Below are 25,532 nucleotides of genomic sequence, written 5' to 3'. Positions count from 1 at the left end.
GGCCCGCCACGCTGCGCACTCCGAGCACAGACTAGCAGCACGCCAGAAACGTCTCGAACGAGGAGGACTCGGTCTTGATCGTCATAGCCCGAGCCCAATTGCGCGGACCCAGGCGGAGCCCGCTGCCCCACGCATCCGCAGATCATTGACGATCGCTTCCCGAGTCGCTTCCGGCTTCGTCCCGAGAACAACCACGAGTCGGCGTCGAATACGTTCATCCATCCGTCCATTCAGCTCGATCAACTGGCTGACGACCGAACGTTTCCCTTCCGGTGGAAGAAACTCCCAAATCGCGCTCGAGAATAAAACTCGGCTTTCGATGATGCGCGCTTCATGCGGCGCGGTGACTTTCGACATTTCCAATGCCTCGAGCGTTCGTTCTAGAGGCGCGCCGCGCCGCCATCGAAATTTTGCGAGTTCCATCCACGCCTTTCCGGACGTCGGAACCCGGCCGAGGAGATCGACAATGCCTCTGGAAAAACGATCGTCATCTTCCACATTTCCGAGCAGCGTCGCTCGGAGATCGAGCAATCTCGTCGCGACGCCATCTAAGTCTTGGAACGTCGCGAGCTCGGCGAGCAGCTCTTCGTCGGCGCGCTGATGCGTGGGCTCGGGCGCCGAACGTGCCTTGGCTTCCATTTGCTTATCAAAGCGGTCGACGACCCGCTCCCCCTCAAGGAGGATGAAGCCCTGCCGAATGAGAATAGTCGAAAGGCCGATCGCGCAGACAGATATTGCAATCGAACGGAACCGCATGCCGCAGAACTCAATTCTGGTAGTATTTCTTGTAATAGTGCCCATAGTACTGGCTATAGGCCCCGTATCTCGGCGCCTGGCTCTCGTCCACCAGGCTCAAGGCGGCACCGGCCAGCTTATGCTGCTGCATAAAATATTGGATGTGTTCCGCGACGGTTTCCCGCGGAGTCATGCGCCAGCGCACGGAAAAGACCACCTTATCGGCGAGACTGGCCAAGACCTTCGCATCGATGACCGGACCGACCGGCGGTGAATCGACGACGATATAATCGAAGAGATCACGCAGCTTTTCGATGAGCTGGCGCATGCGTTCCGACCCTAGGAGATCCGGCGGATTCTGCGATTTCGAACCGGCCGGCAGAACTGCGAGGTCATCGAGACGAATGACGGCTCGTTCCAACGGAACGGCACTCGTCAAGAAATCCACCAAGCCCGGCTTCGCCTCCGCGCCGAACTGCTTGCTGATGGATGGATGGCGCAGGTCCCCGTCGATCAACATGACGCGCATTCCAGCTTTCACAGCGGACCAAGCGAGCGACTGGGCGAGCGTCGATTTGCCTTCGCTGGGGAAGGAAGAGGTCACCAGGATCACCTTAGCCGGATTGTCAACATCGGCCATTTGTATGCCGACCCTAATGTTTCGGATCGACTCGGCGTAGCGAGACAGTGGCTTGGCGACGACATAGCGCGCCGGCTCCAACACCTTGCCTTCGACTTCCCGATCCTTGGCGCTGAGCAGCGGAAGCGACGCGAGCACCGGCGTGCCGAGCTTTTCCTCGATCTCGCGCGAAGAGAGGAAGCCGGAATTCAGCATATCGAGAGCGACGGCGCCGCCAATGCCGATCAGAAAACCGACGACGCCTGCGAGAGAAAGAACAAGCCCTTTTTTCGGGAAAGACGGCGCTCCCGGCTTGATCGCGGGAGAAATGACTCTGGCTTCATTCTCTTCGAAGGTCGACTGCTCCTGGGTGATCTTGGCGCGCGACAGGAAGTTTTCGAACAGTGTCTTATTCGCGGCGTTGATCCGTTCGAGCTCGCGTAGCCTCACACCGATGCCGCCGTCGATACCGGTTTCGCCACTGACCTGTTTCAAGCTCACTTCAAGCGACTCCTCGCGGGACTTTGCGACGTCGTAATCATTCTTCAGATTCGCCAGAATACGCTGCACTTCCGCGGCGATTGAGCGCTCGATGTCCCGCTTTTCCGAGCGCGTGTTGATCAGCGAGGGATGCTGAACATCGTAGCGTGCGATGAGATCGGCCTCCTTTCTCGCGACTTCGGCTTGTTGCTTTCGTAACTCGGCAATCACGGTGGAACGAACGACGTCCGGGATGGCTTGCAAATTTCCGCCCTTCTGCATTACTTGGGCGACCTGCTCATATTTGGCGCGCTTCTCGGCGGTTTCGGCGCGAGCGGTGATGAGTTTTCCATTCAGCTCCGACAGCTGCTGCTCAGAAATGGTGACCTTGGCGTCCGCATTGGTGGTGACGAGGTTGTGCTCCTTGCGGAAGTCGGCGACCGCCTCCTCCGAATGTCGCAGCGTTTCGCGCATCGACTCCATACGTTCGGCCAGCCAACTGGAAGCACGCTTGGCGGCGTCATAGCGGGCGTCAAGCCGATCGACGACAAAAGCGTCGGCGACGGCGTTTGTCAGCCGGACCGCCTTTCCCGGGTCATCAGAGGTTACAGAAACTGAAAGGACGAAGGTTCTGTTCACGCGCTGGACATCGAGCGCATCGCGAAGTCTCTTGATAGAGGCCAAGACATCGGGCGGGATCGGATCGCCCGCTTGAGGCTCGACTTTGCTCGGTGGCTCGGACGTAGAAAAAAGCCCCGTCAGGAAACCGAAGAGCCCGATTTTTTGCGACTGTCCAAATTCCTTATCCTGCGTCAGTTTCTCCTTCTCGACGACCCTTCGAAGCAGATTGATCGACTGGATGACAGAGACCTGACTATCGACGTTGGAGGTCTCGAGATTGAGCTCCGGGAGGATCTGCTCCGCGCCAAAGATTTTTTCTTTCCGCGGCTCAAGAAGGATCTGCGCAGTAGCCGTGAAACGCGGGGTGACCATCAAAAGCGCGAGGAACACCACCGCCATGACGACGAAGGCCGTGGCGACTATCACCTTCCAGCGGCGCCAGAAAAAATCCTGCAATTTACGAAGATCAATGGCGTCACTCTCCCCACCGTCTGCGTTCACTTGCATCAAAGCCTTGGAAATCTGGCCATGCATGAATTGAATATCCCTATAGGGCCAACGCACAGGTTTAGATGTTTCAAGGCCTAGCATATTCGTAGCCGTTTGCGAAGCCGCTCGCTCGCGAAACCTCCTCAGCGATCCGTTGCGACCGATCCGCTCCACGATTGTGCGACCCCCGCTCCCAGCAGCGCGACCCAAGTCAGAGCGACTGCTTGCATCTGCACGCTGAAGTCCACGAAGGCGTGGAGCGCCACGATCACTGTGGCGGCGCAGGCGACGAGAGGGGCCGACGCGGCGCGTCGCCTGGCGATCGCTCCGAGAACGCAGCGCACGAACAGCAAGCCTAACCCTAGAAACAACAGAACAGCGACCGGCAAGCCCAGGCCTTGCAAGGCTTCCAGATAGCTATTGTGCGCCATGTCCCAGACGCCGAAAGGACCTATCGTGCTATCCCGATACATCGGGAACACTTCCGAGAATGTTCCGTCGCCGAAGCCGAACAGTGGCGCGTCGAGGATAGAACGCCACGTCAATCCATAGACTGCCAGACGGTCATCCGATGCAAATCCATTGATGGTAAGGCGATCGGCGAGAAAGTCGCCGTAATTGAACAGCGTGACGCCCATAGCAAGGCCGCCGATCAGTAAACCGAAGCCTGCACCTATCGCGTTCTTACGTCCACGCACGCCAGCGAGCACGAGGATCGTCAGCAGACCGCCGAGGCTCGCCGATACTCCGCCGCGCGACCCCGTCATGACGAGCGCTGCTCCGATGACCAGAACGACGGCGATCCACAGCGCCCCACCTGCGACGGTCAGCGCCAATAGTCCGGCGAGGCGACGTGAGATTGCTGCGGCCTTCCCCTCCCCCCGGGAAATATAGAAGTTCAGCAGGATCCCGAGGGCGCTCATCAAACCGAGCCCCGCATAGGTCGCATAGCTGTTGCGATTCACGAAGGTCGAGGTGAGGGAATCATTGTAGGTGACCTTGTCGAACCACAAGATCGTGTTCGGAAAGACGAAAAATGCGACGATTCCGTAAGCCGAATAAGCCGACCCCGCCAGCGCCAGAAAGCGGACTAGCGATTGCGCCCGCGCCGAGGAGCGGCAGAGTTGGAGAGCGAGCCAGAAGGCGGCGCAGCAGGTGAGGAAACGCGTCGCCGCGAGGACGGTGGCGTCACGATTGACCGTGATGCTCCCCGCAATGTCGCGCCCCGAGGCCTCGCGCGCCATTTGCCAGATCGGATTGTGATAGCCGGCCGGGATCCAATGGGCGATCTGGATCAGCGTCCATCCGAAAACGACCAAGCAGGCCGTCGCCGGAAACCAGATTCGGTAAAGCGCGACAGGATGGCGCCGTCCAGAAATAATTCGAACCAGCTCGAATGCGATCACCAGCCCGCCGAACCAGATTGCATTGACGCCCCATGCCAATGAGCGATCGGAACCGAACCAGTATGGCGCCCAGCCGAGAGCGGCGAGAAAGAGAAAGAAGATTAGGTCGTTCAGCGCAGCCGAGACGCGCGACAGGCGCCGTTCGGATTCTCTCGGAGCCGCGGTTTCTGGCGATGCTTCTTCGCTGTCGCCCTCTTCGGGGGAAGGCGCGAGCCAAGGGGTTCTCTCGCTTCGAGCCCTGCCGTGCTGGCCAGAAATTTTATGATCGTGCCGATCCCGCATTTCGCTTCCGACGCATCGGCTCGATCAAAGACACGATCGACCGCAACTATTTGCCGTTCAATTCTATTTGAACGAGCAATATCGCAAAGGTCGAGCTGATACAACCTGGATTCGGGCGCGATGGCGACATGAAAAGCGCTCTGACTTTTCGGAAATCGGCCAATCGACATACACTCCTCTCTCGCGGAAAAGACGCGGCGTCGCGAGAGAGGGCGCGACGCCGCGTCTTGCCGAGCCTGGGTCCTCGGCGAATGCTCCCCGCGCCCTATGCGCAGGCGCGTATGCCGAGGCCGATGGCCTCGCGGCCGGACATGTCGGTGAAGGCCAGACTGTCGAGAGCCTGATGACGCCGCACCCACGCCTGGATCGCCGGCGGATAGACGCTCATCATGATCGTGTTGCCTCCCCAGGACGTCTCCCCCTCGCTCGTCCGCGCCGAATGGAAGCGCAACGTCGCCTCCGGCGAGACGCAGGCATGGCGCGCGCCCAGCTTCATCGTGCAGGCCGAAGCGCAGTAGCCGTCTATGGCGACAGTCCGCCGCGTCACATTCGCCGACCGGACCTGCTCGTAATAGTCGAGGACATTGCCGCCGCGGTCATAGCTCGAATGATCGGCGCGCGGCGTGTAGCCGCCAGCGAGATCGGCGCGGCGGGAATAACTGTGGCGGCTCGAGCTGGCTCCCCGGCTCGAATAGCCATTGTCGAAGGAACCGAACAAATCGGAGAAGAGATCGGCCTTGGCGGGCGCCGAGGCGAAAGCGGCGAAGCCGGCGAGGCCGATGATGGCGGCGCGCTTGGCGATGCGGGGAGCGACGAAGGCGCCGAGCGAAGCGGAGAACATGGGATGATCCTCTCTCTAGTCAGATGAGGCGGCCCCATGGAGTAGAGGGGCTCGACCTCTTCAGTGAGGATCAGATTGCCGGCGACGCTCTAACGGCCATTAAGCCGCGGTAATGCAACTCGAGCGGTATCGACAAGAATATGGAAACCATATGCCGGACAGCCCGGACAACATATTGAATATAATTCGATTATAAGACTATTTACCAAGCGGTCGCAGGGAATTCTCAACCATCCCGTCCGAAACATTTTCCGCAAAACCGCGTAATCGAGAGGATTTCGCTCCTGCGGCGACGGCAAGCGAAAGATCTGAATCGGCCGTTTACTATGACTGATTGAACCGCCTTGACCAAACGACGCGGGCTCGAAATGCTTCATAACATTCGCTCGACTGATCGAGCGCGCGGCCGTCGCAGGGAGTTGCCGCTCCCGAACGACGGCCTGACCACAGCGATCGTAGGAGGATCAACCATGGCTATCGACGTCACTATCATGCCGCCGTCCCCGGCGGAATCCCCGCGCCCCACCAGATTGCGCGCACCCTCCCCTAGCCCGTTCCAGGCCCGAAAGCGTCGCGCCGGCTGATCGCCTGCGCCTGCCATCCGAACCTGCACATCGACGCCGATTGTCGCTGGCGCTTGGCGCCGCCTCGGCAAGCTAGGGGAGTTTTTACTTTGAATATCAAAACCATGATGCGCCTCCGTCCGGTTGAGCCGGCTCCGGAAGTCTTCAAGTTCAAAATCGTCGGCTTTGGAAATGATGGCCCCACGGCCATTATGTGCGATCGATCCGACCTGTCGACGCTCTGCCGCAGGCTGCCGCTGCGGACGCCGGCGTTCTACGTGCTGATCGGCTCGCATGCGACGACGCCCATTTTGCGGCCCGGCGAGACCTGCGACGTCGAAGGACGCATGCGCACGCATCTGCATGACGCCAATCTCCACTGGTGCGATCGAGCGCTGATCGTCTATGGCGCGGGAATCGACAAGACGCGCGCGCTCGCTCTTCAATATTTCGCGCATGAGCGCCTGTTGAAGCTCAAGCGCTGTCGGCTCGGCTCCGGCGCCGACGCCGAGTCGCCGGCGCGCTCCGTGCTGACGAAGTCCCGCCCCCTCTTTGAGCAGATACGCCTTCTGGTCAGCGCGCTCGGCGAGGATTGGTTCGAGGATCGCGACGTCGACCGTCATAAGGAAGACGATGATCCTTTGGCGCCCTATGAGGCGCCTGAGGGCGCCCAGCGCATCGCCGTCTTCGAGAAGGGCGCCTTGCGTGCGGCGGCCGCCCTCGTCGATGGCGAGTGGATTTTGCTCGCGGGCTCGGAAATCCGCGACAGGACGCAACCGTCGGCGCGACGCTCCGATGTCACGACTCGAGCGAGGCTGCTGCGCTCCGGCCTGTTGAAGCCGTCTCCCGATCATCCGGGCGCAATGGTGCTGCTCTGCGACCTGCGCGTCACCTCGCTCGACGCGGCGGCCAAATTCGTCGTGGGCAATAGATCCTCGCTCACGCGCTTCTGGCGCGATGTAGGTGAAGAATCTCGGGGCCGCCTCCCCCTGTTCTGACGCAGCGCGCGGGCGTCCGTCGTTATCGACGCCCGCGCTCCCCCTTCCCTCGCGAGCCAGCGCGCCTGCATAGGGCGCGAACGAAGGAATTTTGCCATGAGCAGGAAGAAGCTCGCCGCGACAACGATCGCCGACGGCGACCCCTATGATACGGAAAACGATCGCTTCGGAAATCTGCTGGATGGCCGCCCATCGACCGCGGATGTGCTGGCCACGGCCTGCCTCGACGCGGCTTTGACGCTGCGGCTGCGTAAGCGCATCCGACGCGGCGACACATTCACGCTCATCATAAAGGCTCCGGGCGCCGATTGGATCGCGCCCCTCGCCGGCGCGGCCAGGCGGCTCGTCACGGATGCGGAGATTTTCACCGATGGCGGCGGCTCCAAACATGCGAAGCGGCCGCACTCGGCTGGCGCCGACATCGCCGAGGCGCTGTCCGAAGGACACTGTGCGATCGGCGTCTCGCAGGAGCCGGAGCGATATCTGCCCGCCACGCTTCTGACCGTCGCCGATACGCGTCTCGACGTGGCGCCGCCCGATGCCGCCGTGTTGCGGCGGGTCTTTCGCAGCCTCCGCGGTCGGCCTCTGCGCGGGCGCATTCCGCCCGGCGTCGCCGACACGCTGAGCTTTTCGGAAATCGTCGCCGCCTTCCGACCGGATGTCGGTGCCGCGCAGTTCCTGGAAAATCTCGCCTCCTTCGCGGCGGCGAAGGCGCGCGGCGGCGCGGTGGACGATACGCCGAGCCTGGCGGAGCTCCCCGGCTATGAGGGACCGGCGCGCGACTGGGCGCTCGGCCTCGTCGCGGATGTCGCCGCCTGGCGCGCGAAAAGCCTGCCGTGGGGCAGCATCGCCTCCTCCATTGTTCTGAGCGGTCCGCCCGGAACCGGCAAGACGCTGCTCGCACGGGCCATCGCCAGAACCCTCGATGTGCGGATCGTGTCGACTTCCTGTGGCGAATGGTTCACCGCGCGCGACGGCAATCTCGGCGACGTCATTCAGGCTGCTCAGGCTGCCTTCGACGCGGCCCGAGCGCAGCCTCCGACCCTGCTGTTCATCGATGAGCTGGACGGAATTCCCGATCGCCGCAGTCTGTCGTCGCGCGGGCGCGACTGGTGGCAGCCGATCGTCAATTTCCTGCTAACGCTCCTCGACGGCGCGGCGACGCCCCGCGAAGGAATCATCGTCATCGGGGCGACCAATCACCCCGAATCTCTCGATCCGGCGCTCATCCGGCCCGGACGCTTCGACCGCATCATCCCGCTGGTGCCGCCGGACGCCGCCGTCCTCGGACGCGTGCTGCGCTATCATCTCGGCGCGGCGCTCGCCGACGCCGATCTCGAGACCGTCGCTCGTCTGGCACCGGGCTCCACTCCCGCCGACGCCGCCGGCTGGGCCAAGGCCGCGACGGGCCGCGCCCGCGCGGCCGGACGGCCGCTGAAGCTCGACGATCTCCTCGCCGTCGTCGCGCCCGAGGACGACCGGTCGCCGGAGGATCTGCGGATCGCCGCCATCCACGAGGCCGGACACGTCGTCGCGCATCTGGCCGCTGGGCGCGAGGTCACGCAGGTCTCGCTGATCGCGCGCGGAGAATCCGGCGGACGCACGATCGCGCATGCGCCGACCATCGCGCCGAGGCGGCGGGATATAGACGATATCGCCCTCGCCATGCTGGCTGGGCGCGCCGCCGAGCAGGAATTGCTCGGCGAGGCGTCCGCCGGCGCCGTCGGCGATCTCGCCCAGGCGACGCGGCTGCTCGCCGAGGCGCGGGCGCGGCAGGGGCTCGGCGACAGCCTCCTCCACCGCGGCGAGCCGATCGAGACGCTGCTGGCGTGCGACGGCGCGCTCCGCGCCGCCGTGGAGCAGGATCTTGCCCGCATCTATGATCACGCGCTCGATCTCATTCGCGAGCGACGGGACGCCGTGCTCATGATCGCCGACCGATTGCAGGAGAGGCGATGTCTCACCGGAGCGGAGGCGACAGCGGCTGCCTCGCGCCCGAATGGGCCGTGAGCGTCTCGGCGCCTCGAGAGATCGCTAGCCGCCCCTCCCTCCTCGTCCCGCGAGAAGCGACTCGCCCTGTGCTTGCTGGGCGCCACACATGGGTGTTACACAGCGAAAAGAGTGCAAAGAGACGTTGGGCATTTTCAGAAGGTTGCGAATCGGCTGCGGCTTGGCTCAGAATCCTCCCTGCTCAGCCTGAAACGCCGCAAATCATCCACTCGAAAATCGAGAGTTCGCGCCGATCGAGCGAAATCTCATAGAGGAGGAGTTGGAAAAGCCCGGCCTCTCCTTTCACCAGAAGGCGAAGGCGCGCCGAACGCCCATTCGAGCCACATCGCCGCCGAGGGAGCAAAGGCGGCCTGCGATTTCCTCTCGGCGATCGCCGCGCATCTGTTGCAGGCGACAGCGCCGCCCCCGCGCTGCGGGGTCGCAGCGTTCGTAGAACAAATCGGCGCCGCGGATCGCAGATCCCGGATGCGAACGTCGCGCCTCATCGGCGCGGCGGCGCTTCTTACCGCGATCGCGAGCGATCACAATTCGCCGCGCAACGTCACCATGAAGTTCCGCGGATCCCCCGGCGTGTTGTAGGTGTTGGCGCCGCCGACGCGCGTGTAATATTTCTGGTCGGCGATGTTGTTGATATTCACCTGCAAGCTCAGATTTTCATTGATCTTGTAGGACGCCATCGCATCGAGAACGGCATAGGCCGACGCATGCCGCGCTTCGTTCCAGGAGTTGACCGGGCCGGAGAGGCCGCTCTGCGCGACGACGCCGGCGCCGACAGTCAGGCCTTGCAGAAAGCCGTCGAAGTCGTATTTGCCCCAGATCTTGAACAAATGGGTCGGATACCAGGAATTGATCGAGCGGCCCTGATTGTTCTTATCGGCCAGCAGCGCGGTCTTGAGATAGGTGTAGCCGCCGACGATATCGAGCCCCGGTAGAGCACGCGAGACCAACGGGAGATCGAGATCGGCGAAGGGCTTGCCGGAGAACTCGACCTCGACGCCGTGGGACTCGGCCTTTCCAGCTTGGAGATAGTAACCTGGATTTGCGGCATCGGCGTAAGAGCGATTACGATCCTTGATATCGAACCACGCCACTGATGCGTTGAGCTTTTTGTCGAGGAACTCGCCTTTGACGCCGGCTTCGAATTGTCCGCCCACCTCTGGATCGAGCGTCGTTCCGTCAGCCTTCTGGTCCGTCTGCGGAATGAAAATGTCGGAGTAGCTGCCATAGAGATTGATCTCCTCGGTGAGGCGAAAGATGCCTGCGAGATAGGGCGTGAAGCGATGGCTGGATTTCGCGCCATAAGACCAGTTCGCGGGCATGCTCGGCAGGACCGCGCGACTCTTCGCGAAGAAATTCGTCAGCCGTCCGCCGAGTACGAAAGTCAGCGGATCAACCGGCGTCAATCGGAGCTGGCTATAGGCCCCATGCTGCAAGGTCTGATTTTGGCCGCCCACCGTGAAGGGGTTTAGATTGGGACCGATCGCATTTGGCCAAAAGACCGGGATATTATTCACATTGACCGCTGGCGCACGCTTATATTCATATGTGAAGCGGTCATAGTTATAGCCGACAGTCAATGTGTTCTTGATCGGGACAAAGGGCAACGTGCCGGAAAGATAGGAGTCTATGCCGGTTCGATGATAATAGTACAAGAAGTGGCGGCGAGCATACCGCGCCGTCCAATCAGAAGGGCTGACGCCGCTGTTCGGATAGGCGTCGCTGAACTCATTTTCTATGTCACGTCGATTGAAGTTGATTTTCGCAACCCAGTCGTCGCCGAAGCGATGCTCGAGGCGAACATTCTTATCTTCCGTATCCCATTTGTATTGCGTCCAATCTGGATAGGGATTCCATGACCTGGACACGTTCAGGAAATAAGGACTGGTGTTGCCGAAATAGGAAATGGCGGCGACCGGCTGCCCGGTGTAATCGGGGTCGCTCGTTCTCTGGCGCGTGTAGGCGACATTCACCAGAGTGTTCGGCGTGATGTCGTATTCGAGAGAGCCATAGCCGAGCCATTTGTTCTCGGGCTGCGCCGGCGTGAAGAAGAAGTGCTTGTCCTGGTGCAGCACGAGCGCGCGATAGCGCAATGTCCGCTCTTCATTGATCGGCCCGGTGACGTCGATCATGCCGCGGTAATTGTCCCACGAGCCGGCGTTGAATTCCGTTCGCAGCTTGAATTCATCCTGTGGCCGCTTGCGGACCACATTGACGATGCCGCCGGGGCTTCCCGAGCCGGAGAGCAAGCCCGCGGGGCCTTTGAGAACTTCGAGACGGTCGTAGACGGCGAGATCGAGCTGCTGATAGCCGCCAAGGCCGCTATAGGTCGGAACGCCGTCATAGGCGACATCGAGGAAATAGCCGCGCGACGCCGGCTGCCCTTGCGTCACGTCGTTGGAAATGGCGGAGACGCCCGGAATCCAGAACATAGCGTCCTGAACCGTGTTGAGCTGCATGTCGTTGATCTGCGCGCGCGTCATCACGGAGACAGACTGCGGCACCTCCTTGCGCGGCAGCGGAACCTTGCCGGCGACGGTCACGAGCGGCGTCGTATAGGAGCCCGTGCCTTCCGTTATGGCGCCGCGATCGGCGCTATAGGCTTTCTTTTCGTCACGCTTTTCAGCGCCGATGTCGATTCGCGGCAGCGCCTCCGCGCCGCCCGCGTCGCTGCGCACGCCCGTATCGTTCTGCGCCAAAATAATCGACACGGCTTTCGCGTCTGGACCGCCGAAGCGATAAGAGAGCCCGGTGCCGTCGAGAAGGCGATCCAACCCATCGCGCACCGAGAAGGCTCCAGAAAGTCCAGTCGTCCGCAAGCTGCGCGTCACATGCGCTTGATAGAGAAGATGGAGTCCATTCTTCACGGCGAAGGCGTTGAGCGCCGTCGCCACCGATCCGGCCGGTATGTCATAGACCATGACGACGCCGCTGCGCTCTTGCGGCGAGAGGGACGCCTCGGCTGGCGTTCCTCCCATCGCAAAGGCGCCGAACGCCATCGCAGCAACCGTCGAGCCCATAGCCGCACCCTCGTAACGCAGACCTCTTTTCGCCATCGCCGCTTTCCGTCGAATTGGATTCTCGGACGCGAGACGGCGTCCGTGACCAACTCGACGCCCTCGCGTCGAATTCGGAATGTCCAATGCGAAAAAAATTGCGTGGGAAGATGTGGCCGGCGCCGCCCGTCATTCCGTGAGCAGAATGAGATAGTCAGTCAGATGGATCGAATGCAGGCCGAGGAAATATTCGATCTCGCGCAGAGAGGTGAGCGGCTCCGCGGTCGAGAAGACGCCGCTCACCCGCCGCGCGCAAGTCGACGCGCGCAGGCAGAAGACATAGCCATGGCGATGACGGCCGAGCGTCGCCAGCGCCTCGCCGAGCGGCCTGTCCTCCACGACCAGCGCGCCGCGTCGCCAAGCGGCGATCGTTTCCGCGGCGGCGCTCGCCGGAGGCCGCGCGGCGGCGTTCGCCTCATAGAATGTCTGCTGCCGCTCCTCGACGATAACGCGCGCGCCGCCGCTGGCGACAGCGACCGAATGCTCGCCGACCGCCACGCGCGCGCCGCCTTCCTCGGTGAGCGCGACGTCGAAGGCGGTGCCGAGCGCCGTCACCTCGCCGCCCGCCGCCTCGACCACGAAGGGACGCGCGGGATCGGGCGCGACCTCGAACCATACCTCCCCGGACAGCAGGCGCACGCGCCGGCGCCCGGCTTCGAAATGGACCTCGATCGCCGAGCCGCCGTCGAGCTCCACGCGCGAGCCGTCCGCGAGGGTCGCCGTTCGGCGCTCCCCGACGCCCGTCGCAAAGTTCGACCGCCAGACCTGGGCGAGATCGCCGAGGAAGAAGAGAAAGGCCAAGGAGGCGGCGGCCGATAATCCCACCGTCGCCACTCGTCGCGACGCCGCGCCCCGGGAGCGAGAACGGCGCGCCGGGCGCAGCGCGCGCGCCTCCTCGAACATTCCGGCGACATCGGCATAGGCGCGGCGATGGGCCGGATCGGCGGCGAGCCAGGCGTCGAAGGCCGCGCGATCCTGGTCGAGGTCGCCCGCCTTCTCCCTGATCCACCAGTCGATCGCCGCCGCATGGGCGGCGTCGCCCTCCCCCATTCCCATCGCACCGTCGCTCCCTGCATGCGGATCGCCCTCCGCGTCCGCCGAATACGACGCGCCAATAGGGGAAAAAGGAAGGTCGCGCGGCGAAAAATCTTTCATCCCAGCGCCGCCCAGCAGCGCTGCATGGCGATGCTCATATGCTGGCGCACCATGCGCTCGGTGACGCCGAGGCGCAGGGCGATCTCGCGAAAGGAGAGATCCTCGAAAGCGCAGAGCTCGAAGACCTCGCGACATCGGGGCGGCAGCGCCTCGATCGCCTCGCGGAGGCGGCGCGCCCGGCGCTCATAGTCGACGATCTCGTCCTGCCGCGCCTCGCTGCTCGGCCGCTCGCCGAGGAGCTGATCGAAGGCGAGATATTTGTGCTCCGTCCGCCGGCGCCGGGCCAGGTCGCGCGTGAGATTGGCGGCGATCTGCTGGAGAAAGGCCGGCGGATCGGCGACATCGTCGAGGCGCTCGTGCCGCAGCGCGCGCACGAAGGTCTCCTGAAGCAGGTCGGACGCGTCTTCCGCGCCGACGCGACGCGTCAGATAGGCCGTCAGCGCGCGCCTGTTGCGCTCGAACAGGTCGCGAATGAAACGCGTTTTCTTTTCCGACATTCGCCGGCGCCCGCGACGATCGCGACGCGCGACGCGCGCCCGTCGAGACCGGAGGTGAAAAATGAGGGTGAAAGGAGCGATCAGCCGATCGACGGGGGCGCGCGGGAGGACGAATAGCTCGGACGGCCGATGAGCGCGCGGGCTTGCTCGCGATCGACCGACGAAACTCGCCCCGAGTCGAAGCGCGGCGCGAGCGCCGTAAAGAACATGGCGAGGAATGCGAGAGACGCCGAATCTCGAGGACAGGCGCAGAGCGCGCAATGCGAATGCTCGCCGCCGTGCTTCACGGGCGCGCCATCGTCGCCACGCGCATCGCATAGCGGACCGCCGTCCCCGTTGATCGACAGGCCGTATGCCGAGAAGGCCGCGGTCCATCCGTGGCTCGGCGCCATAAAGGGAAGCGAGACGAGCGCCAGCCATGCGCCGAGCAGCGCGGCGAGAGCGGTCCGCAGCCTGATGAATTGCGCCGGTGACGAAGCCATGACGCCATAGGAGACAGGCGAAAGCGCAAGCGTCAAGAAGGAATTGCGCCGGAGGGCGAGCGGAATGCAAAAGCCGCCTCCCCGCGCCCGACTCGTCTATGGCGACAATGGCGCGACACGGCTCGCCAAAAACGTCAACGTCAGCCAAAATGGCGGCCGTGGATTTGTCTCCGCGGGGACAATATCTCTGACGCGCTCGGTTGCGATCGGCAATGCGGCGAATAATGTCTACAGCAACGGCGGTGGAATCTTCTTCAGTTTCGGCGACGATGTCATCGGCGTCGGCTCCGTGACGCTGGCGACGCCCGCTCTGCGGCGACTGTCAGGTAGAGCCGACATCGTGAGAAGGTTCTGAGAAATGCAGCGCCGATGTCTTCGGCATCCGTCTAAATATCAGCCAGCCCAACCAGTTCTTCGAACCGCAACCGCCCCTCAGCAACCCGCGTTTACCATCGAAGGCCCGCGCAAGGCATAAATCTAAATATTTTGTTGCACATTGCAAAAAATAAGTCCTAATTACCGCTCAGGCCTCGCAATGCGGGGCCAAAGCATTGTCTCGAGAAGTGGTATTATGTCCATGAGCACTCGTCGTATTTGGGTCGCCGGTCATAGAGGCATGGTCGGTTCGGCCGTCACACGTTATCTCGAGGCGCGAGGCGACAAAGTATTGAAAGCCGATCGCTCGGTCGTCGACCTCCGCAATCAGATCGCCGTCGAAGTCTGGCTGAAACAAAATCGGCCCGACGCCATCATCTTCGCCGCGGCGAAAGTCGGCGGCATCTATGCGAACGACACTTATCCCGCAGATTTCATCTATGACAATCTGGCGATCGAGACGAATATCATCCATTCGGCCCACGCCGCGGATGTCGACCGTCTCGTCTTTCTCGGGTCTTCCTGCATTTATCCGAAATTCGCGCCTCAGCCCATCCGCGAGGACTCGCTGCTCACCGGTCCGCTCGAGCCGACCAATGAATGGTATGCGATCGCAAAGATCGCCGGCATCAAGCTATGCCAAGCCTATCGCAAGCAATATGGCCGGCGTTACATCTCGGTGATGCCTTGCAATCTCTATGGCCCGAACGATAATTTCGATCTCCAGACGAGCCATGTGCTGCCCGCGCTCATTCGCAAATTCCATGAAGCGAAGGAGTCGAGGAAGGCGGAAGTCGTCGTATGGGGAACCGGCACGCCGCTTCGAGAATTCCTGCATGTCGACGACCTCGCGCGCGGCGTCGTCTTCTGCCTCGACAATTACGACGGCTATGAGCACATCAATTGCGGCGCAGGTTCGGAGATCACGATCCGCGAGCTCGCGGAAACCGTGCAGAGAGCAGTCGGATTTTCCGGCGAACTCGTGTTCGACACGTCGAAGCCGGATGGCACGCCCCGCAAGCTGATGGACTCGGGCCGCATTCGAGCACTCGGATGGGAGCCTGAAATCCCGCTGGACGACGGAATTGCGGGCTCCTATCGCTGGTTCCTCGAGAATAAAAGCGTCTCTCCCGCACTGGAGTTGGCGACAGTCGCATGAGTTCGATTACGCGCGCGATTTCGATCGTCATCGCTGGAAATAGCGTCGAGCTACGACGTCAAATTTTCACATCGATAGACGCTGAGATCGATCGCCGCTATTGCTCGAAGAGCGCGAAATTTCTGAGCTGACGGCGCCGCGCCCTTTCCTGCGCAAGGTGTTCACACGCGAGATCGGCCAGCTCGCAGGGCCTGCAGCGCGCTGATCGATGGCTAATCGCCTGCGACGAAAGGACCGCGATGCCGATCGATATACCGAAGGATTCTGCGAAGGAAGCGGTCTTGTCGCTTCAACGCTACTTCAAAGAGAATATGGACAATGAGATCGGCAATCTCGCAGCGGAAGGCCTGCTCCAATTCTTCGTGGAAGAGATCGGGCCGATTGTCTACAACAAGGCGGTCGAGGATGTGCAGCAAAGGCTACACGCCCGCATAGCCGAGCTGGATGTCGAGATCCACGAGGAGGCGTTCGGCTATTGGCGGAAGCGCCGGCGTCGCTGATCGTCCGCGGACGCTTCCGAACGACAATCGCTCATTGCCTATGCGCAGGCGCGGATGCCGAGGCCGATGGCCTCGCGGCCGGACATTTCCGTGAAGGCCAGGCTGTCCAAGGCTTGATGACGCCGCACCCAGGCTTGGATCGCCGGCGGATAAACGCTCATCATAATCGTGTTGCCACCCCAGGACGTCTCCCCCTCGCTCGTCCGCGCCGAATGGAAGCGCAACGTCGCCTCCGGCGAGACGCAGGCATGGCGCGCGCCGAGCTTCATCGTGCAGGCGGACGCGCAGTAGCCGTCGATGGCGACTGTCCGCCGCGTCACATTGGCCGAGCGGACCTGCTCATAATAGTCGAGGACATTGCCGCCGCGGTCATAGCTCGAATGATCGGCGCGCGGCGTGTAGCCGCCAGCGAGATCGGCGCGGCGGGAATAACTGTGGCGGCTCGAGCTGGCTCCCCGGCTCGAATAGCCATTGTCGAAGGAGCCGAACAAATCGGAGAAGAGATCGGCCTTGGCGGGCGCCGAGGCGAAAGCGGCGAAGCCCGCGAGGCCGAGGATGGCGGCGCGCTTGGCGATGCGGGGAGCGACGAAGGCGCCGAGCGAAGCGGAGAACATGGGTCTGATCCTCTCTCTGGTCTGACGAGGCAGCCCTGGTTATCGGGCTCGGCCTCGTCGTTGAGGATCAGATTGCCGGCGACGCTCTAACGGCCATTAAGCCGCGGTAATGCAACTCGAGCGGCATCGGCAAGGAAACATAAACCATGCGCCGGAGAGCCCAGCCAACATATTGAATATAACTCGATTATAAGATCACTTACCAAGCGCTCGCGAAGAATTCTCAACCATTTCGTCCGAAAGATTTTCCGCAAAATCGCGTAATCGAGAGGATTTCGCCGCCGTGACGAAGGCCGGCAAAAAGCGATACGCGGCGATCGCTCCTCCGAGCTCACCAAAATTTGGTGGCGCTGAAATCGAACCGACAGACATTGTCCTTCCCGCTTTGTCATCGCACGAGGGGCGCAAAGCGCGGCTGACTCACAAGGCGCGCGCCGCGAGGACCGGCGCGTCATTGGAGGCGATGCCTGCCGAGTAGCCAAGCGCAGCCGCTCGAAGCCCGGAGCTGAGCGCCCTCGGAACCACACGGATCTGCTGGCCTATGAACGGACGCCCGTTGAGAGGCGGCCGCTATCGCTGCAACTGGACTGCATCGATAGCGGCAAGTCAGGCTCGCTCCTTTGTAGAAGGCAGAGCCCATCGCAATGCATCTGGCAGCATAATTCGCCAAGCTGTGAAATCGTGTCCTCCGTCGAATTCGACATAATGAGGTTGGTAGCCGTGCCGAAGCAGCGCGTCTCGAAATTTCTTCACCGCCTCGATCTGGGAGATCGTCTGCAAAACGTCTTCTTTGTGCAGAACGTTGTCCTGCGTCTCCTGCAAACCCACATCCAAGTAAAATTCGGCTTTCGGCTTGGGGGCCAGTTTTTCGAAATAGCCGATAATCCAGCAATCGTTCGACCAGAACGAGCCGGACTGGGCGATCACCTTCGTGAATCTGGAGGGATTGATCATCGAAACATAAGCCGCGGCCAACCCGGTATAGCTGAGACCGACGATCACACGTTCCTGGGCTTCGAGCGCGCAGGGATAGGCGCTTTCCAGCCAGGGAAATAATTCTTCTTCGATGAACCGAGCGAATGGAAAATAGCAGGGACACTCTACCCACCGGGAGGCGGCGCTTTCCATAGAGACGAAGACAAAAAGCGTAGGATCAATGTCGCCATTGGCGTCGAGGGCGTCGATGATCGAGGTCGCGCCGACGCGGTCTCGATAAAGTTCCGCATCCAGAAACACCGTCACATTCGTGGCCCTATGCTCCGGCTCACGCACCCACACCGCCCGCTCATTCGCGAGATGGACGCTCTTGAATTTGTACTGTTTCTCTTTCACTTTTTGCCCAGCTCGGCTTTAGCGTACATTGATTTCGCGCGCGCCAGAAACGCCTACGCCGGATTTTCCCCGGACAGCCAGGCGAGGAGACGAGCGCGGGCTAATGCAATGCAAAAATCCTCGCGCCTCGAACTAAAAAACCATTGTTTCGGTCGAGGCCGACAGCCCCGCTCGCATCGGGCGGCGGCGCGGCTTCTCCGACGGCCCCCAACGTCGATCATCGAAGCGTGAAGAGCGCGGCATTCCTCCTTCCGCCGACCGACGCAAGGCTTGCTCGAGCAAGTCGTGATCAACTGGCGGTTCGGGCTGCTGGAGGAAATGCGAATGTTCGGCAAAGGCGGGAGTCGTACCGATCGAAAAGGCGTCGCAGGCGCAATGCTCATTGCGGCATTGGGCGGCCCCTCCCCGAGCCTCGCCGATACGGCGCGTGAGATCAAAGCTTTGAAAGCGGAACTGAAACGTCTGGAGGCCCGGCTCGACGCCCAATCCAGAGCGGGTCGCGCGACAAAGGAGCGCGACGATTCGGCGAAGGCTCCCCAGGCGGCTGCGGTCCCGCCGGCCGTTTTCGTCAGCTTCAAGAACGGCCTCTATGTCGAGAGCGAGGACAAGAGCTTCGATTTCAAGCTCGGCGGACGCATCCACACGGACGGCGGCTTCGCCAGCTCGGCGGATACGATAAGGCGCAGCAATGTCGGGTTCCGCCGCGCCGAGCTCGAGGTCACGGGACGCGCCTATGGCAATTGGATCTATCGCTTCCAATATGATTTCGCCACCACCGCCGGCGGCGTCGCCGGCATTCGCGACGCCTATCTCGCCTATCGCGCGAGAGTCTTGCCCGAGTGGATCGTCGCGCAGCCGGCTTCCTTCCAGATCGGCAATTTCCATGAGCCATTCGGCCGCGAAACGCTGGATTCGGACAAGCACATCACCTTCCTCGAGCGCAGCTTGACGGCCAATCTCGGCCCTGCCCGCCACATTGGCGCCGCCGTCGGCGTCGGCGATGCGAGCTGGGCGCTCAAGGGCGGCATTTTCTCGACCAGCCCGCAGGATACGGCGACCGCCCCGCCCGTTGGAAATGCGCAATATTGGGACGCCTCGGCGCGCGCCGTCTATGCGCCGATCCACGAAGAGGATGCGCTGCTCCACCTCGGCGGCTCCTTCGTCTATCATCGTCCCAATGGGACGACCGCTGCCACCGACGCCACAAATCTGACGCCCGGCGCCTCGGGCTTCGAGCGCGAGCTCACTGGAATTCTCGGCGCGGGCGGGGCGACGGTCCGCGTGCCGGCGGCGCAGGATCTCTCCTGCGCCGCATCGGCCGCGACGCTCAACGTCGCGACGACCGGCGCCGGCCAGCTGGTAGCTCCTTTCGTGCAGCGGCCGAGCTGCCTGAAATATTCCTATAATTATGGCTTTGAGGCCGCCGCCGCCTATGGTCCGGTCTCCGTCGAGGCGGAATATGTCGGCGCCCAATATCAACGCGACGCAACGCTCGCCTTCCTCTACGCCAATGGCGGCGGCGCGCAGCTGCATTACAGCGCCTATCATGTCGCCGCATCTCTGTTCCTGACTGGGGAATCGCGCGCCGCATCTTATGAAGGCTATGACAAGAATTGGAGCGCGCCCGGCACGTTCGCCGATGTGAAGATCAAGAGCCCTCTGAGCAAAGGCGGCTATGGCGCCGTCGAGGTGGCGGCGCGCTATGAGGGGATCGATCTGAACAATGGGGGGCTTGTCCCTGCGAGCTTCGTCTATTTGGCGACAGCCACGGGCTCTGCTGCGCAAAAAGCCGTCGCCAATACGGCGACGCTCGGCGGCAGGCAAGAGAATCTCACGGTGGCGCTGAACTGGTATCCGGTTCGCGGCGTGCGCCTGCAGGCCAATTGGACGCGCGCCATGACGCTGATCGCGCCCGCCGATCGCGCCTTTCTCAACGGCGATCATCCGAGCCTGTTTCTGGCGCGCGCACAGGTCTTTTGGTGACGCTCGGAGACGCCACATCCGATCGCCCGGATTCTCGCCGACGCGGATACGCTCTGAGCAAACCGCCACGCAGCAACGCGCGTCGCGATCGATGAGACGCGCGATCCGACGCTCATGATGAAGCGGCGATTGTGGCGGAGCCAATGTGAAAAATGCGCGAGGCGCGACGAGCCGTCGCGCCTCGAATAGAGAGATTATCGACGCCTCTCGGAAACGGGCGTCAGCGCAGCTCGTCCAAGGCCAGATTGAGCTCCAGCACATTGACGCGCGGCTCTCCGATGAATCCGGCCATGCGCTGCTCGATCTGGCTCTCCACCAGCGCGCGCACGCGGCTCACGGGAAGCTTGCGCGCCGCTGCGACGGCGGGCGCCTGCGCCAGCGCATATTGCGGCGAGACGTGCGGATCGAGACCGGAAGCGGATGTCGTCACCGCATCCGCCGCGACCATGTCGATGCGGCCGGCGGCGAACTCCGCCTCGATCGCGGCGTTCACGCGATCGACGAGCTTTTGCGAGGTCGGGCCGAGATTGGAGCCGCCGGAATTCGCCGCATTGTAAGGCGCGTCGATCGTCTTGCTCGCATCATTGGGGTCGGGCGCGCTCGTCGCCGAAGGGCGGCCGTGGAAGTAATGATCCGCCACGAAGTTCTGGCCGATCAGACGCGAGCCGACGATGACGCCCTGACGCTCTATGAGGCTGCCATTGGCCGCATCGTGGAAAGCGAGCTGCGCCAGTCCAGTGATCGCGAGAGGATAGGCGAGGCCGGTGAGAAGGGTGAAGAGAACGATCATCACGATCGCAGGACGAATTTGGGAGAGCATGAGAAGCTCCTTCATGCGAGATGCAGGATCGACACGATGATGTCGATCAGCTTGATGCCGACGAAGGGAATGATGACGCCGCCAAGGCCGTAGATCAGCAGATTCCGCCGCAGCAAGGCGTCAGCGCCGACCGGCCGATAGGCGACGCCTTTGAGCGCCAACGGGATCAGCGCGATGATGATCAGCGCGTTGAAGATCACCGCGGAAAGAATGGCCGATTGCGGCGAGACGAGCTTCATCACATTGAGCGCGCCGAGCTCGGGATAAGTCGCCACGAACAGCGCAGGAATGATGGCGAAATATTTGGCGACGTCATTGGCGATGGAGAAGGTCGTCAGCGAGCCGCGCGTCATCAGCAGCTGCTTGCCGATGGCGACGATCTCGATGAGCTTGGTCGGATCGCTGTCGAGATCGACCATATTGCCCGCCTCGCGCGCCGCTTGCGTGCCGGTTTGCATGGCCACGCCGACATCCGCCTGCGCCAGCGCCGGCGCGTCATTGGTGCCGTCGCCGCACATTGCAATGAGGCGGCCGCCCTGCTGCTCCTTGCGGATGTAGGTGAGCTTGTCCTCCGGCGTCGCCTGCGCGATGAAGTCGTCGACGCCCGCTTCCGAGGCGATGGCCGCCGCCGTGACCGGATTGTCGCCCGTCACCATCACCGTCTTTATGCCCATGGCGCGCAGCTCGGCGAAGCGCGCCTTTATATCGGGCTTGATGATGTCCTTCAAATGCACGACGCCGAGCAGACGGCCGTTCTCGCTGACGGCGAGCGGCGTGCCGCCGGCGCGCGAGATGCGCTCCACCGCGCGGGTGAAATCCTCCGGCGCGCGCAATGTCGCGACGGCCGCGCGCTCGAGAATTTCGGCGCCCGCGCCGCCGATGTCGGCATGGCCCGTTATGGACTGCGTCTGCACGAGAATGGCGTCGACGGCGCCCTTGCGCAATGCGCGGCCGGGCAGATCGACGCCCGAGATTCGCGTATGCGCCGAGAAGGGGACGACGCGCGCATCGGCGCCGATATCGGGAGCGGCGAGGCCATAGCGGCTTTTGGCCAGAGCGACGATGGAGCGCCCCTCCGGCGTCTCGTCCGCGAGAGAGGCGAGCAGCACGGCCTCCGCGAGCTCATGCTCGCCGACGCCGCCGACGGGGAGAAGCTCATCCGCCATGCGATTGCCGAAAGTGATCGTGCCGGTCTTGTCGAGCAGCAGCGTGTCCACGTCGCCGGCCGCCTCCACGGCGCGGCCGGACGTCGCGATGACATTGAAACGGATGAGGCGATCCATTCCGGCGATGCCGATCGCCGACAGGAGCCCGCCGATCGTCGTCGGTATGAGGCAGACGAGCAGAGCGATGAGCACGGTGAGCGGCAGCACGGTTCCCGAATAATTGGCGAGCGGCCACAGCGTCGTGCAGACGATCAGAAAGATGATCGTCAAGCCTGACAGCAGGATGGAGAGAGCGAGCTCGTTCGGCGTCTTCTGCCGCTCGGCGCCTTCGACCAGCGCGATCATGCGATCGATGAAGGTGGAGCCGGGCGCGGCGGTGATCTTCACCCTCACCCAATCGGACAGCACAGTCGTGCCGCCGGTGACGGCGGAACGATCGCCGCCCGCCTCGCGAATGACCGGCGCCGACTCGCCGGTGATCGCCGACTCGTTGACGGAAGCGACGCCTTCGACGACCTCGCCATCGCCGGGAATGAGCTCGCCGGCCTCGACGAGCACGACATCGCCGATCTTCAGCTCGAGCGCGGAGACGAGGTCGTAGTCACGCGATCCGCCTTTGGTTCGCTTGGCTTTCGTGTCCGTGCGCGTGCGACGCAGCGCATCGGCCTGCGCCTTGCCGCGCCCCTCCGCCACCGCTTCCGCGAAATTGGCGAAGAGGACCGTGAACCACAGCCAAGCCGCGATCTGCCCAGAGAAGAGCGCGGTTCCGTCATGCGCGAAAAGATCGCGCACGAATAAGAGCGTGACGACGGCCGAGACGGCCTCGGTGACGAAAATCACCGGATTGCGCGCCAGCTGGCGCGGATCGAGCTTGATGAGAGCGTCGATCGCCGCGCGGCCGATAATGGCCCGATCGAGCAGGCCAGGAGCAGCGACTTTGGACGACATTTGCGTTGATCTCCGGTCAGAAGGTCTTGCCGGCGGCGAGCAGAAGATGCTCGACGACGGGACCGAGCGCGAGCGCCGGGAAATATTGCAGCAGATAGAGCACGACGATGACGCCGAGCAGCAGGCCGATGAACAGCGGCCCATGTGTCGGGAAGGTCCCGCGCGACGCCGGCGCCTTTTTCTTCGCCGCGAAGGAGCCCGCCATCGCCAGCACGGGAATGACATAGGCGAAGCGGCCGAGCGCCATCGCAACGCCGAGCGTCGTATTGTACCAAGGCGTGTTGCCGGACAATCCGGCGAAGGCCGAGCCATTATTGTCGGTCGTCGAGGCGAAGGCGTAGACGATCTCCGACAGCCCGTGCGGCCCGGCGTTGTTGAGGCTCGCGAGCGCGCCCGGAAGCAGCACGGAGGCCGCGGAGAAGCCGAGCACGCAGAGCGGATAGATCAGCACAGCGAGCATGGCGAGCTTCATCTCGCGGGCCTCGATCTTCTTGCCGAGATATTCCGGCGTGCGTCCGACCATGAGGCCGGCGACGAAGACGGCGACGACGGCGAGCACGAGAAAGCCATAGAGGCCCGCGCCGACGCCGCCCGGCGCGATCGAGCCCATCAGCATGTTGAACAAGGGCACGAGGCCGCCGATCGGCATGAAGGAATCATGCATCGCATTGACGGCGCCTGTGCTGGTGCCCGTCGTCGCTGCGGCGAAGAGCGCGCTGGTGGCGACGCCGAAGCGCACCTCCTTGCCTTCCATATTGCCGGGCGAGGGATCGACGCCGATCGACGTCAGCAGCGGATTGCCGCCGGCCTCGGCCCAATAGGCGATGAGAACGCCCGCGACGAGCACGATGAGCATGGTGATGGCGATCGCGCGGCCTTGACGAAAATCGAGCACGGCGCGGCCGAAGGCGAAAGCGAGCGCGAAGGGAATGACGAGCAGCGCCCATATCTCCAGAAGGTTGGAGATGGCGTTGGGGCTTTCGTACGGATGCGCCGAATTGGCGTTGAAAAAGCCGCCGCCATTGGTGCCGAGCTCCTTGATCGCCTCCTGGCTCGCGATCGGACCGATCGAGATCGCCTGCTTGGCGCCCTCGAGAGTCGTCGCTTCCACAGAGCCGGAAAGCGTCTGCGGAACGCCGAGCGCCACGAGCGCGAGCGCGAAGACGATCGACAGCGGCAACAGCACATAGAGCGTTCCGCGCGTGAGATCGACCCAGAAATTGCCGACCGTCGGCGATTCCGCGCGCGCGAATCCGCGCACCAGCGCGAAGGCCATTGCGAGGCCGGTCGCCGCCGAGAGGAAGTTGTGAACGGTGAGCCCGAGCATCTGCACGAGATGGCTCATCGTGGTCTCGCCGGAGTAATTCTGCCAATTGGTGTTGGTGATGAAGCTGATCGACGTGTTGAAGGCGAGATCCGGCGGCACGGGATCGAAGCCCTGCGGATCGAGCGGCAGCACATTCTGCAGCCGCTGCAGCGCGTAGAGCGACAAGAAGCCGACGACGCTGAAGGCGAGCATGGCGATCGTATAGACGAGCCAGCTCTGCTCACGCGCTGGATCGACGCCGGAGAGCTTGTAGAAGACGCGCTCCACGGGAAGCAGAACGGGCGTCAGAAAATTGCGCTCGCCGGCGAGGACGCGCGCGATGAAAGCGCTGAGCGGCACAGCGGCGAAGACGACGGCCGCCAGCACGAGGGCGATTTGCGCCAAACCAAAGGCGTTCATGATCGTTTCCTTTACGGAGCCCGAGACGTTCGGCTCAGAATTTCTCGGGATGAAGGAGCGTGTAGACGAGATAGGCGCCGAGCAGCACGGCGACGCCCAAGCCGACGATCGGTTCGAACATTATTCGCGTCCTTTTCAGAGCCGCCCGCAGGCGCGCGCATAAAGGCCCATCAGCGCGAAGAGAAAGGCGCCGAGGCCGAGATAGACGAGGTCGAGCATGGTCAGTCTCCCTATCGACAATGCGTGGGGATATGCCTGCAGAGCGTGTAAGGAGGCTATTCGGATTTGCCCCGTCGGGCATAAGGGCCGCATAAGGATCGAGGCGGCGTCAGCCTCGAAAATCACAGTGGACAGAGCGTGAGATCGCGGCGCAAACTCGAGGGGAGCCGCAGGCCGAGGCGACTGGCCATCGACCTCGTCCAGCGCGTGCCGCTTGGCGCCTCGACCTTGATGCGGTCGCCAGGTTGCAGCTCGTCGTGGAGCCAGCGAGACACCAAGCCGTGCTCCTCACGCTTCACCGTAATCTCGATCCGGTCGCGCCAATTCGGCGGAGAAGCGATGGTATATGATCGGCGGGTCGGGATGCCGTGGGGCGCGATGTAGAGCCGGCCTCGGAAATTCGGACAGTGGCTTGAGTGGATTTTCTGCCTGACTGCGGCGAGGATTCTCGCTGCGAAT

Annotated in this window: 22 protein-coding genes; 6 read left to right on the top strand and 16 right to left on the bottom strand. The window is 62.7% G+C overall.

Going from position 1 to position 25,532, the window contains the following annotated elements; translation table 11 throughout:
* Positions 1-81: 81 nt before the first annotated feature.
* The 4 genes from ACT53T_RS22480 to ACT53T_RS22465 all read right to left on the bottom strand — a co-directional run bounded on the left by ACT53T_RS22480 (position 82) and on the right by ACT53T_RS22465 (position 5,473).
* Positions 82-756 (bottom strand): hypothetical protein, encoded by a 675-nt coding sequence (locus tag ACT53T_RS22480; RefSeq protein ID WP_476162930.1) that lies wholly within the window; start codon positions 754-756, stop codon positions 82-84.
* Positions 757-766: 10 nt separating this feature from the next.
* On the bottom strand, positions 767-2,989 hold the full coding sequence (locus tag ACT53T_RS22475) for a GumC family protein (RefSeq protein WP_476162929.1): 2,223 nt from the start codon (positions 2,987-2,989) through the stop codon (positions 767-769).
* Between the two features lie 98 nt (positions 2,990-3,087).
* Entirely contained in the window at positions 3,088-4,263 is a 1,176-nt protein-coding gene (locus tag ACT53T_RS22470) for an O-antigen ligase family protein (RefSeq protein WP_476162928.1), read from the bottom strand.
* A gap of 634 nt (positions 4,264-4,897) precedes the next feature.
* Positions 4,898-5,473: a hypothetical protein gene (locus ACT53T_RS22465; RefSeq protein ID WP_476162927.1), complete on the bottom strand. Its 576-nt coding sequence runs from the start codon at positions 5,471-5,473 to the stop codon at positions 4,898-4,900.
* Between the two features lie 673 nt (positions 5,474-6,146).
* On the opposite strand from ACT53T_RS22465, the gene ACT53T_RS22460 reads away from it, so the two are divergent.
* Entirely contained in the window at positions 6,147-7,034 is an 888-nt protein-coding gene (locus ACT53T_RS22460) for a hypothetical protein (protein ID WP_476162926.1), read from the top strand.
* 96 nt (positions 7,035-7,130) lie between these two features.
* A complete protein-coding gene (locus ACT53T_RS22455) occupies positions 7,131-9,044 on the top strand; it encodes an AAA family ATPase (protein ID WP_476162925.1) in 1,914 nt (637 codons plus the stop codon).
* A gap of 521 nt (positions 9,045-9,565) precedes the next feature.
* On the opposite strand, the gene ACT53T_RS22450 is transcribed toward ACT53T_RS22455, so the two are convergent.
* The 4 genes from ACT53T_RS22450 to ACT53T_RS22435 form a co-directional block, all read right to left on the bottom strand.
* Positions 9,566-12,097 carry a TonB-dependent siderophore receptor gene (locus tag ACT53T_RS22450; protein WP_476162924.1) on the bottom strand — a complete coding sequence of 844 codons (2,532 nt, stop codon included), beginning with the start codon at positions 12,095-12,097 and terminating at the stop codon, positions 9,566-9,568.
* A gap of 129 nt (positions 12,098-12,226) precedes the next feature.
* Positions 12,227-13,153, bottom strand: a complete 927-nt coding sequence (locus tag ACT53T_RS22445; protein ID WP_476162923.1) for a FecR family protein — start codon at positions 13,151-13,153, stop codon at positions 12,227-12,229.
* Between the two features lie 95 nt (positions 13,154-13,248).
* On the bottom strand, positions 13,249-13,749 hold the full coding sequence (locus ACT53T_RS22440) for an RNA polymerase sigma factor (RefSeq protein ID WP_024878673.1): 501 nt from the start codon (positions 13,747-13,749) through the stop codon (positions 13,249-13,251).
* Positions 13,750-13,829: 80 nt separating this feature from the next.
* Positions 13,830-14,231, bottom strand: coding sequence for a hypothetical protein (locus tag ACT53T_RS22435; RefSeq protein WP_476162922.1), 402 nt, complete (start codon positions 14,229-14,231; stop codon positions 13,830-13,832).
* A gap of 64 nt (positions 14,232-14,295) precedes the next feature.
* Between ACT53T_RS22435 and ACT53T_RS22430 the strand changes: the two genes are divergently transcribed.
* From ACT53T_RS22430 to ACT53T_RS22420, 3 genes are all read left to right on the top strand, one after another.
* Positions 14,296-14,586 (top strand): hypothetical protein, encoded by a 291-nt coding sequence (locus ACT53T_RS22430; RefSeq protein ID WP_476162921.1) that lies wholly within the window; start codon positions 14,296-14,298, stop codon positions 14,584-14,586.
* A gap of 216 nt (positions 14,587-14,802) precedes the next feature.
* A complete protein-coding gene (fcl, locus tag ACT53T_RS22425) occupies positions 14,803-15,765 on the top strand; it encodes a GDP-L-fucose synthase (protein ID WP_476162920.1) in 963 nt (320 codons plus the stop codon).
* 239 nt (positions 15,766-16,004) lie between these two features.
* Positions 16,005-16,265, top strand: coding sequence for a DUF2164 domain-containing protein (locus ACT53T_RS22420; protein ID WP_036294405.1), 261 nt, complete (start codon positions 16,005-16,007; stop codon positions 16,263-16,265).
* 38 nt (positions 16,266-16,303) lie between these two features.
* On the opposite strand, the gene ACT53T_RS22415 is transcribed toward ACT53T_RS22420, so the two are convergent.
* The 3 genes from ACT53T_RS22415 to ACT53T_RS22405 all read right to left on the bottom strand — a co-directional run bounded on the left by ACT53T_RS22415 (position 16,304) and on the right by ACT53T_RS22405 (position 18,211).
* Positions 16,304-16,879: a hypothetical protein gene (locus ACT53T_RS22415; RefSeq protein ID WP_476162919.1), complete on the bottom strand. Its 576-nt coding sequence runs from the start codon at positions 16,877-16,879 to the stop codon at positions 16,304-16,306.
* Between the two features lie 195 nt (positions 16,880-17,074).
* A complete protein-coding gene (locus tag ACT53T_RS22410; RefSeq protein WP_476162918.1) occupies positions 17,075-17,251 on the bottom strand; it encodes a hypothetical protein in 177 nt (58 codons plus the stop codon).
* A 234-nt stretch (positions 17,252-17,485) separates the two neighbouring features.
* Complete coding sequence (locus tag ACT53T_RS22405; RefSeq protein WP_476162917.1) at positions 17,486-18,211, bottom strand: alpha/beta hydrolase; 726 nt, start codon at positions 18,209-18,211, stop codon at positions 17,486-17,488.
* 270 nt (positions 18,212-18,481) lie between these two features.
* Here ACT53T_RS22405 and ACT53T_RS22400 point away from each other — a divergent pair, with 270 nt between their 5' ends.
* Entirely contained in the window at positions 18,482-20,194 is a 1,713-nt protein-coding gene (locus ACT53T_RS22400; protein WP_476162916.1) for an OprO/OprP family phosphate-selective porin, read from the top strand.
* A gap of 220 nt (positions 20,195-20,414) precedes the next feature.
* Here ACT53T_RS22400 and kdpC read toward each other — a convergent pair whose 3' ends face one another.
* The 5 genes from kdpC to ACT53T_RS22375 form a co-directional block, all read right to left on the bottom strand.
* On the bottom strand, positions 20,415-21,014 hold the full coding sequence (gene kdpC, locus ACT53T_RS22395) for a potassium-transporting ATPase subunit KdpC (RefSeq protein ID WP_476162915.1): 600 nt from the start codon (positions 21,012-21,014) through the stop codon (positions 20,415-20,417).
* 11 nt (positions 21,015-21,025) lie between these two features.
* Positions 21,026-23,128 carry a potassium-transporting ATPase subunit KdpB gene (gene kdpB, locus ACT53T_RS22390; RefSeq protein ID WP_476162914.1) on the bottom strand — a complete coding sequence of 701 codons (2,103 nt, stop codon included), beginning with the start codon at positions 23,126-23,128 and terminating at the stop codon, positions 21,026-21,028.
* Between the two features lie 16 nt (positions 23,129-23,144).
* A complete protein-coding gene (gene kdpA / locus ACT53T_RS22385; RefSeq protein WP_476162913.1) occupies positions 23,145-24,854 on the bottom strand; it encodes a potassium-transporting ATPase subunit KdpA in 1,710 nt (569 codons plus the stop codon).
* Between the two features lie 34 nt (positions 24,855-24,888).
* Complete coding sequence (kdpF, locus tag ACT53T_RS22380) at positions 24,889-24,975, bottom strand: K(+)-transporting ATPase subunit F (RefSeq protein ID WP_371212327.1); 87 nt, start codon at positions 24,973-24,975, stop codon at positions 24,889-24,891.
* A 220-nt stretch (positions 24,976-25,195) separates the two neighbouring features.
* Positions 25,196-25,532, bottom strand: a 337-nt coding sequence (locus ACT53T_RS22375; RefSeq protein ID WP_476162912.1) for a ferredoxin--NADP reductase, incomplete at its 5' end; no start/stop codon positions are given.

The sequence above is a fragment of the Methylosinus sp. DMC45 genome, assembly GCF_056313885.1.
The sequence above is the reverse complement of the archived record's forward strand: the minus strand, read 5'-3'. Positions and strand labels throughout refer to the sequence as shown.